Annotated in this window: 8 protein-coding genes and 1 rRNA gene; 6 read left to right on the top strand and 3 right to left on the bottom strand. The window is 69.4% G+C overall.

The genetic code is table 11. The features are described from left to right. The first annotated feature begins 188 nt into the window (after nucleotides 1-188). A 5S ribosomal RNA gene (gene rrf, locus ACZ6DL_RS26620) occupies nucleotides 189-305 on the top strand. A 67-nt stretch (nucleotides 306-372) separates the two neighbouring features. Here rrf and ACZ6DL_RS26615 read toward each other — a convergent pair. Then, nucleotides 373-1,245, bottom strand: a complete 873-nt coding sequence (locus ACZ6DL_RS26615) for a helix-turn-helix domain-containing protein (protein ID WP_466055103.1) — start codon at nucleotides 1,243-1,245, stop codon at nucleotides 373-375. 96 nt (nucleotides 1,246-1,341) lie between these two features. Here ACZ6DL_RS26615 and ACZ6DL_RS26610 point away from each other — a divergent pair, with 96 nt between their 5' ends. Together ACZ6DL_RS26610 and ACZ6DL_RS26605 are read left to right on the top strand one after the other, a co-directional pair. Further along, a complete protein-coding gene (locus ACZ6DL_RS26610) occupies nucleotides 1,342-2,133 on the top strand; it encodes an SDR family oxidoreductase (RefSeq protein WP_466055102.1) in 792 nt (263 codons plus the stop codon). A gap of 1 nt (nucleotide 2,134) precedes the next feature. Beyond that, nucleotides 2,135-3,211 (top strand): NAD(P)H-dependent amine dehydrogenase family protein, encoded by a 1,077-nt coding sequence (locus tag ACZ6DL_RS26605; RefSeq protein WP_466055100.1) that lies wholly within the window; start codon nucleotides 2,135-2,137, stop codon nucleotides 3,209-3,211. A gap of 416 nt (nucleotides 3,212-3,627) precedes the next feature. Here ACZ6DL_RS26605 and ACZ6DL_RS26600 read toward each other — a convergent pair whose 3' ends face one another. Continuing rightward, entirely contained in the window at nucleotides 3,628-4,680 is a 1,053-nt protein-coding gene (locus tag ACZ6DL_RS26600) for an aminotransferase class V-fold PLP-dependent enzyme (RefSeq protein WP_466055098.1), read from the bottom strand. Nucleotides 4,681-4,758: 78 nt separating this feature from the next. After that, a complete protein-coding gene (locus ACZ6DL_RS26595) occupies nucleotides 4,759-5,235 on the bottom strand; it encodes a nuclear transport factor 2 family protein (RefSeq protein ID WP_466055096.1) in 477 nt (158 codons plus the stop codon). 209 nt (nucleotides 5,236-5,444) lie between these two features. On the opposite strand from ACZ6DL_RS26595, the gene ACZ6DL_RS26590 reads away from it, so the two are divergent. The 3 genes from ACZ6DL_RS26590 to ACZ6DL_RS26580 all read left to right on the top strand — a co-directional run bounded on the left by ACZ6DL_RS26590 (nucleotide 5,445) and on the right by ACZ6DL_RS26580 (nucleotide 7,674). Then, nucleotides 5,445-5,705 (top strand): three-helix bundle dimerization domain-containing protein, encoded by a 261-nt coding sequence (locus ACZ6DL_RS26590; protein ID WP_466055094.1) that lies wholly within the window; start codon nucleotides 5,445-5,447, stop codon nucleotides 5,703-5,705. A gap of 142 nt (nucleotides 5,706-5,847) precedes the next feature. After that, the gene (locus ACZ6DL_RS26585; protein ID WP_466055092.1) at nucleotides 5,848-6,585 is read left to right on the top strand and encodes an IclR family transcriptional regulator; all 738 of its coding nucleotides are present in this window, start codon (nucleotides 5,848-5,850) and stop codon (nucleotides 6,583-6,585) included. Between the two features lie 222 nt (nucleotides 6,586-6,807). After that, complete coding sequence (locus ACZ6DL_RS26580) at nucleotides 6,808-7,674, top strand: expansin EXLX1 family cellulose-binding protein (RefSeq protein ID WP_466055090.1); 867 nt, start codon at nucleotides 6,808-6,810, stop codon at nucleotides 7,672-7,674. Nucleotides 7,675-7,676 lie beyond the last annotated feature (2 nt).

Genomic DNA, 7,676 nt, shown 5'->3' with positions numbered 1-7,676 from the left:
AGGTGACCGGTACTAATCGGCCGAGGACTTACCAACAAAGGTTGCTACGCGTCCACTGTGCGGTATCTGAAACAACACACAGATACCCCTTTCGACACCTGCTTGGTGTCGTTCACCGATCCCCTCCCCGGGGGGTGGGTGGGCGGCAGTGAGCAGGAGGGTAAGGGGTGTGGATAGTTTCATAGAGTTACGGCGGCCATAGCGGTAGGGAAACGCCCGGTCCCATTCCGAACCCGGAAGCTAAGCCTGCCAGCGCCGATGGTACTGCACTCGACAGGGTGTGGGAGAGTAGGACACCGCCGGAACATCCTTCACGAAAGGCCCTCGACACCGTCGAGGGCCTTTCGTCGTTTCAGCCGGGAATTACTTTTATTACCGGTCCGCGGTGAGCGCGGTCGTCAATGCGGCTGCCGTGCTCCGTGTCGCGTCCATGAATTCCTCGCGTTCCGCTCGGGTCGTCGCTGCGCGCAGCGGCCCCAGCTGCACTTCGTATGCGGCGGAACCGCTCGCGTCGAAAACCGGTGCCGCGAGATAACTAAGCGGCAAGACTTCCTCCGAATCCAATTCGGCCCTGGTGAAGGGCCGCGAGGTGAGCGCGGCGAGCTGGCGAAGCGCGCGAGTGCGCAGATGAGATTGCAGCAGTTCGGATCCCACCGCGCCGAGCAGATCCACCAGCAGATCGACCATCCCCGCATCGTCGGCGCGGGGCCGGAAGACGGCCACCCCACGCTCGCGGACCAGCGCCAGCAGCGCACCGGCCATTCGTTGATCCGTTTCTGCGGCCGTGCGTAGCCAAATGTTCTGCTCATTCGGGGGCCGCCACGGCATCACGCTGGCACCGGCCGGGAACTGCAGCGGAATGCGATGTCCCACCGGGATTCCGGGAACGACGCGGTCGACGCCGTGCCGCACGTCGAGCACCGTCAGGCGGTCGGGTTCGATGCGGCTGAACGTGGCGCCGTACCCGGTCCGGGCGGCGAGACCGGCGAGGAGGCCGCCGACGCCGTGCGGGAGGGCGGCGCCGTGCAGACCGGCCAGCGCAGGCCCGATGCCGTAGCCGCGAGCAGGGTCGCGGACCACCCAGCCGGCCGCGTCCAGTTCGCTCAGGATCGCGGTCGCGGTGGCACGGGCGATGCCGAGCCGTTCGGCGATGCCCGCGACGCTGATCGGCTCCCCGGAGGCCGCCAGCAACGACACGATTTCGACGACGCGACGCGTCGGTGGCGACGCCGATCGATCCGGCATGTCCGCAACCCCTTGTCCCGCTCGGGTGAGCGACCTACGATGACGAATATTAGATCACATGTTGTCGAATATTCGTCACCAGCGTAGGGAGCGCGAATGATTCTGGATCGGTTCCGAATCGACGATCAGGTCGCCATAGTCACCGGTGCGGGTCGCGGTCTCGGCGCGGCCATAGCGGTGGCGTTCGCGGAGGCGGGGGCGGATGTCGTCATCGCCGCACGAACCGAGAGCCAGCTCGAGGAGGTGGCCGCGCGCGTCGCCGCCGCGGGTCGACTGGCCCACGTGGTGCCCGCGGACCTGAGCGACGCAGAGGCCACGGCGGCTCTCGCCGCGGCGGCGGTCGAACGCTTCGGGCGACTGGACATCGTGGTCAACAATGTGGGCGGGGCGCTGCCGTGCCCGCTGCTGGACACGACGCCGCAGGCGCTGACGGACGCGTTCGAGTTCAACGTCACCAACGCGCACGCCCTGGTCCGGGCCGCGGTACCGCGCATGCTCGAGACCGCCGGTGGCGGTTCGATCCTGAACATCACCTCGACCATGGGTCGACTGCCGGGGCGTGCGTTCGCGGCGTACGGCACCGCCAAGGCCGCCCTCGCCCACTACACCAAGCTCGCCGCCCTCGACCTGAACCCGCGTATCCGGGTGAACGCCATCGCGCCGGGGTCGATCCTCACCTCCGCACTGGAGATCGTCGCGGGAAACGACGCCATGCGCACCGAATTGGAATCGAAGACACCGTTGCATCGCATCGGCGAACCCGAAGACATCGCCGCGGCCGCGCTCTATCTGGTGTCGCCCGCGGGCAAGTACCTCACGGGCAAGATCCTCGAGCCCGACGGCGGCTTGATCATCCCGAACCTCGACCTCCCGATCCCGGATCTGTGACATGACATATCGCGTAGTGCAATGGGGCACCGGCAATGTGGGCAGGCATGCCCTGGCCGGCGTGATCGCCCATCCGGAACTGGAACTGACCGGCGTGTGGGTGTCCGGTCCCGCCAAGAGTGGTGTCGACGCGGGGACGCTCGCCGGCCTCGAGCACCCCGTCGGGGTCACCGCCACGACCGACGCGGACGCGTTGCTCGCGTCGCGGCCGGACTGCGTCGTCTACTGCTCCATGACCGACAACCGGCTGTTCGAAGCCGTGCAGGACCTCCAGCGCATCCTGGCCGCCGGAATCAATGTCGTCGCCTGCGCCCCGGTGTTCTTCCAATACCCCTACGGCGTGCTGCCCGACGAGCTGCTGAAACCGGTGCAGGAGGCGGCCGCGCAGGGCAATTCGTCGCTGTGGGTGAACGGTATCGACCCGGGTTTCGCCAACGACCTGCTGCCGCTCGCGCTCGCGGGGACCTGCCTGCGCGTCGACCAGGTGCGCTGCCTGGAGATCGTGGACTACGCCAGCTACGACAACCGGGCGGTCATGTTCGACATCATGGGCTTCGGCAAGCCCGTCGACGAGATCCCCATGCTGTTGCAGCCCGGGGTGCTGTCGCTCGCCTGGGGCGGAACGGTCCGTCAGCTCGCCGCCGGGATAGGCGTCACCCTCGACGCCGTCACCCAGTCCTACGAGCGCATCCCGGCGCCGGAGTCGTTCGACATCGCGACCGGGCGCATCGCCGAAGGAACCGCGGCGGCATTGCGTTTCGAAGTCCGGGGCATGGTCGGGGACGTGCCGGTCACGGTGCTCGAGCACGTGACCCGGCTGCGCCCCGACCTGTGCCCGGACTGGCCACAGCCGGCGCACCCCGAGGGCTCCTACCGGGTCGAGATCACGGGCGAGCCCGATTACGCGCTGGACCTGGTGACCTCGAGCCGCAACGGGGATCACAACTACGCGACCGTCCTGGCGACGGGCCTACGGATAGTCAACGCCGTTCCCGCCGTCGTCGCCGCTCCCGCGGGCATCCTCACCGCGCTCGACCTACCGCTGATCACGGCTCCCGCGCACCGCCCCGGCCGGTGACCGACCTCGCGGCCCCGAGGCGCGCGGGTGTCCGGCCTGCCCTGATCACCGACCGGTGACGAGGTCTCCGCGCTGACCAATCGGCAGCGGCCCAGGCTCCGGTCCTGGTCGCAGATCGGTGACGTGCGGGGCTCTGTCTCGTGGTGCGCGGCGCGGACAGCGCCTGCTCGAGGTATTCGGCGGGCTCGACGCTCCGGCCGCGGTCGAAGACCGCCAGTGCGGCATGTCGCGCGGCTACGCGGCATACCGCACTGAATTACGCCCGCTCGGTTTCCGACCCGGCGGTGCGGTGCACTGCCGCCGCGCTCCGGCCCTGGTCTCGGACCGGTGGCGCGGTCGCGTCCCGCTACGGCTTGCCGCGCTGGAGGCTCGCCTCGATCTCCGACCGGCGGGGCGGTACGCGGCTGCCGCGGGGACTAACCGGCGCGCAGTGCGGACAGCGCCCGCTCGACGTCGTCGGCGCTGTTGTAGAGGTGGAACGCGAACCGCAGCCCGCCGCCGCGCGCCGAGGCGATCACCTCGGCCTCCGCCAGCCGGGCTGCCAGGTCCCCCGCGCCGGGCACGGAGACGATCGGCGAGCGCGCGTCGACGGGCTCGAAGCCCAGCTCGCGCAGCCCGTCGCGGAAGCGGTCGGCGAGTTCGAGGTCGTGCGCGCCGATTTTCTCGACGGTGAGTTCCTCGATCAGCGACAGTCCGGCCAGCGCCGCCACGACGCCGAGCCAGTCCGGTGTCGTGTCGAACCGCCGTGCCGTCGCGGGCAGTGCGACCGGGCGGTAGAGCTCGGCCCAGCGGTCCTCGGCCGCGTACCAGCTCGAGCCCACCGGACGCAGCTGCGGGACGAGGTCCGGCGGTGTGGCGAGGAATGCGACGCTGCGTGCGCCGATCAGCCATTTGAAGGTGGCGCACACCCAGTAGTCCGCGTCGGTGAAGCGCAGTGGCAGCCACCCCGCGGCCTGGGTGGCGTCCACCAGCAGGCGCGCGCCGTTGGCCCGGGTCGCCGCGCGCAGTTCGGCCAGATCGGTGACGCGGCCGTCCGCGGACTGGACCACACTCATGGCCACCAGCGCGGTCTCCGGCCGCACCTGCGCGGCCAGCTCCCGCAAGGGTGCGAAGCGCACGACGAGGTCGTCCCGGTACACGAAAGGCATGGACACCGAGGAGAATTCGCCTTCCGGCAGCAGGACCTCCGCGCCGGGCGGCAGTGCGGTGGCCACGGGGGCGATGAGTCCCGCGACACCGCTGCCGAGCGCGATGTCGTCGGCGGTCGCGCCGTCGAGCAGCCGGGCGAACCCGGCACGCAGGCCGGGTGCCAGGCGATCCACCTCGGTTGTCGGCGCACCGCGGCCGGACGCCCAGCTCGCACTCGCGTCGCGCACCGCGGCCAGTGCCCGGGCGGACGGCAGGCCGAAGGACGCGGTGTTCAGGTAGGTGGTTTCGGGGGTGAACTCGTCAGGCGCAAGGGAGGGCATGCTCGCAGCATCCGCCGGACCGCGCCGGGCCGTCCAGCGCCACCGGGCCGATAGTGGACCGATTTCCGCGCCCGGCGGTCACTTCTCCGGTGCCCACATGTTGGACAGCAGTTGGAAGCTGGGCGTGTCGGCCAGCGACTGCATGGATTCGTAGATACGGCGGTAGCCGGTGGAGGCGATGCGCCATTTGCCGTCGGCGTCGCGGCGGTAGGTGTCGCTGTAGTAACCGGCCCCGCGGATCAGGACCCCGTACTCGGTGGCGATGACGGTGTCCTCGAAGGCCCAGGATCCTGTGGCCGTTGCGCCGTCGACGCTGATCTCCGGGTGGTTGGCGATGTGCACCGAGATGATCGAGGGGCCGAGGTTCTCCCGCATGAACGCCGTGATGGCGTCGCGGCCGTCCAGGTGCAGCGGCTCGCCCATGGCGTGTGTACCGTAGCGTCCTTCCGCGTCGACGGCGAGGGTGTCGGCGAAATCGTCCCAGTCTTTGAGGTCGAGGCTCCGGAAGTAGCGGTACTTCAGCTGGCGGACGGCTTCGATGGCGTCGAGATCCATCTGTCGAGCCTGGCACGTGCGGGCGCCGCAGACAAGAACGTGTTCTACTTTGCTGGCGATCGGCGTCGAACAGCGGATGCAGGGGCGCGTCCGACGGTCACAGGCGGGGTGTCGAACCCGTTCGACCGGGTACCCGTAGGACAGGAGTTGTCGTACGGCTACGACAGCGCCTCAGGTACCGATCTCGTCACGACCAGGGGAATCTTGCGATGACCGACCGTCCTGCCACGCACGACACGAACCAGCAGACCCCGCTCGATCAGGAACTCGCCTTGAAAGCGGCCGCGCAGCGCTTGGAGGACGAATTCGACGGCGTCGCCAGCGAAGCCGCGATCGAGGATCATCTGCACGCGTCCTACGATCATGTCGCCGACCACGCCACCGTCGTGAACTACCTGCCGCTGCTGGCCGAGCGGTACACCCGCGAGTGGCTGTTCACCCTCGCGGATTCCGGGCACGGGTCGCCCTAGTGGCCTCTAAGCTCTACGCGAGTACGCGTGGAGGTTGGCAATGACGGTCGAGGTGATGACCGATCCCGAGCCGGGGGAGTTATGGACCGGATCTGGACAGGCAGCACGGCCGGGTCAGCCCCCGGTATCGATGATCGAGCGGATGACGCTGATACTGGAGGCTTTCGACGGCGTCACGCCGACGCTCACCCTCGTCGAACTGGCCGAGCGCACCGGGTTGCCGCGTTCCACCGTGCACCGCATTCTCGACCAGTTGATCCGGCTGCGGTGGCTGGCGCACGCGCCCGGCGGCTACCGGCTCGGTCTGCGCACGCTGGAGTTGGGCGGACTTGCCGCCGAGCACAACGAGATCCGTGACGTGGTGAGTCCGCTGCTGCACGATCTGTGTCAGCAGACCGGAATGGTCGGGCACCTCGGTGTGCTGGACGGGCGCGACGTGTTGTATCTGGACAAGGTCGGCGGCCGGTTCGCCGCGAGCGTGCCCACCCGGCTCGGCGGCCGGATGCCCGCGCACAGTACGGCATTGGGCAAGGCGCTGCTGGCCACGTTGGACCCGAGCATTGTGGAAGCATCCTTCCGGGACCACCTGCCGCAACTGACCTCACGCACTCTCACCGACCGGACCGAACTGCATCGGGAACTCGGCCGCATCCGCAATCGCCAGGGTGTCGCCGTCGACAACGAGGAGTGCGTACCCGGTCTCGCATGCGTGGCCGTGCCGATTCGCGGGCGCGGCGCCGCGGTGGCCGCGGTGTCGCTGTCGGGCCGCACCGGTTCCGAGACAGTGGTGCCGGAGACCGCGAGGCTGGCCCGCGCGCTGGCCGAAGTGGCCCAGGAGGCCGGACGAAACCTCTTCCCTCGGCACGCGCGCAGGCGCTGACGTCACCGTGGGCGCGGTTGTCTCGCCCGAGCCGCGCCGGATCATTTCCGACCAGCCGGTGCCGTCGCCGGGTGGCGAGGCCGAATTAGCGGCGTGCTTGCCGATTGCGTGTCTTTCAGAATGAAGAATTTTCGTTCGCGCTGCGCCGGGGCGGTGGGGCTGCTTTCCTGGTGAGGTCAGGATGGACAGTCCGCGAGCAGGCGAGCCGGAGTCGGGGAAGCGATGCACCGGGTACCGATCCAAGAGCGGCCATTCCGTTCCGAGTGGCTATGGTTCGCCGCAGGCGTGCTGGCCACCGTCGCGGTGGGTGTCTGGCTGGTGCGGCCGTCGGCGCCCACCTGTGTCGCGGCGGGTCCCCTGCACGAGGCGTCCTCGCCGTCCCGATATCCGGTGACCGCCATGACATTCGCGCCGATCGGGCCGGAGACGTCCGCCGAAGCGCGCTACTTCGTGCTCGGCAAGCAGGTGTCGTGCTCCTTTCACGAGCTGCCGCCGGACGGCTTCTATGCCGGGCTGTCCACCCCCGACTTCGGGCACGCCGACCTGTGCGGGGCGTATCTGGATATCGCGGGTCCGCGCGGGTCGGTCCGGGCACTGGTGGTCGACCACTGCCCGGCATGCGGTCCGGGGCAGCTGGATCTGAGCGCGGCGGCGTTCGAGCGGATCGCCGATGGCCACGACGGGGTGGCGCGGGTCGGCTATCGCCTGGTCCGCGACCCGCAGCCGGTGGAGGAGCTGACCTACGAGGTGAAGCAGGATTCGTCCGCGTCCTGGTTCGGCCTCCTGTTCGGCGGCACCGGAAATCCATTGCGTGAGGTTGCTGTTCGACCCGCTGCGGGCGGTCCGTGGCGACCGCTCACCCGGCGGGCGGACAACTATTGGACCCTCTCCGGCGCCGGGCCGGGCCCGTTCACCGCGCGCGTGACAGACGTCTACGGCAACGAGGCCGAGATCACCGATGTCACGGTGGAGCCGGGGCGGTACGTGGCACGGACCCGGCTCTACTCCGGCGCTCCGTCGTTCACGTCCGCGCCGGTCCTCGCCACCTCGGCCGGGACCGGCGCGGTCGCCTCCCGCTGCGGGCGTTAGCG

The organism is Nocardia sp. NPDC041819, from assembly GCF_055590505.1.
Note: the sequence above shows the minus strand (reverse complement) of the source record. Positions and strands in the feature narration are given on the sequence as shown.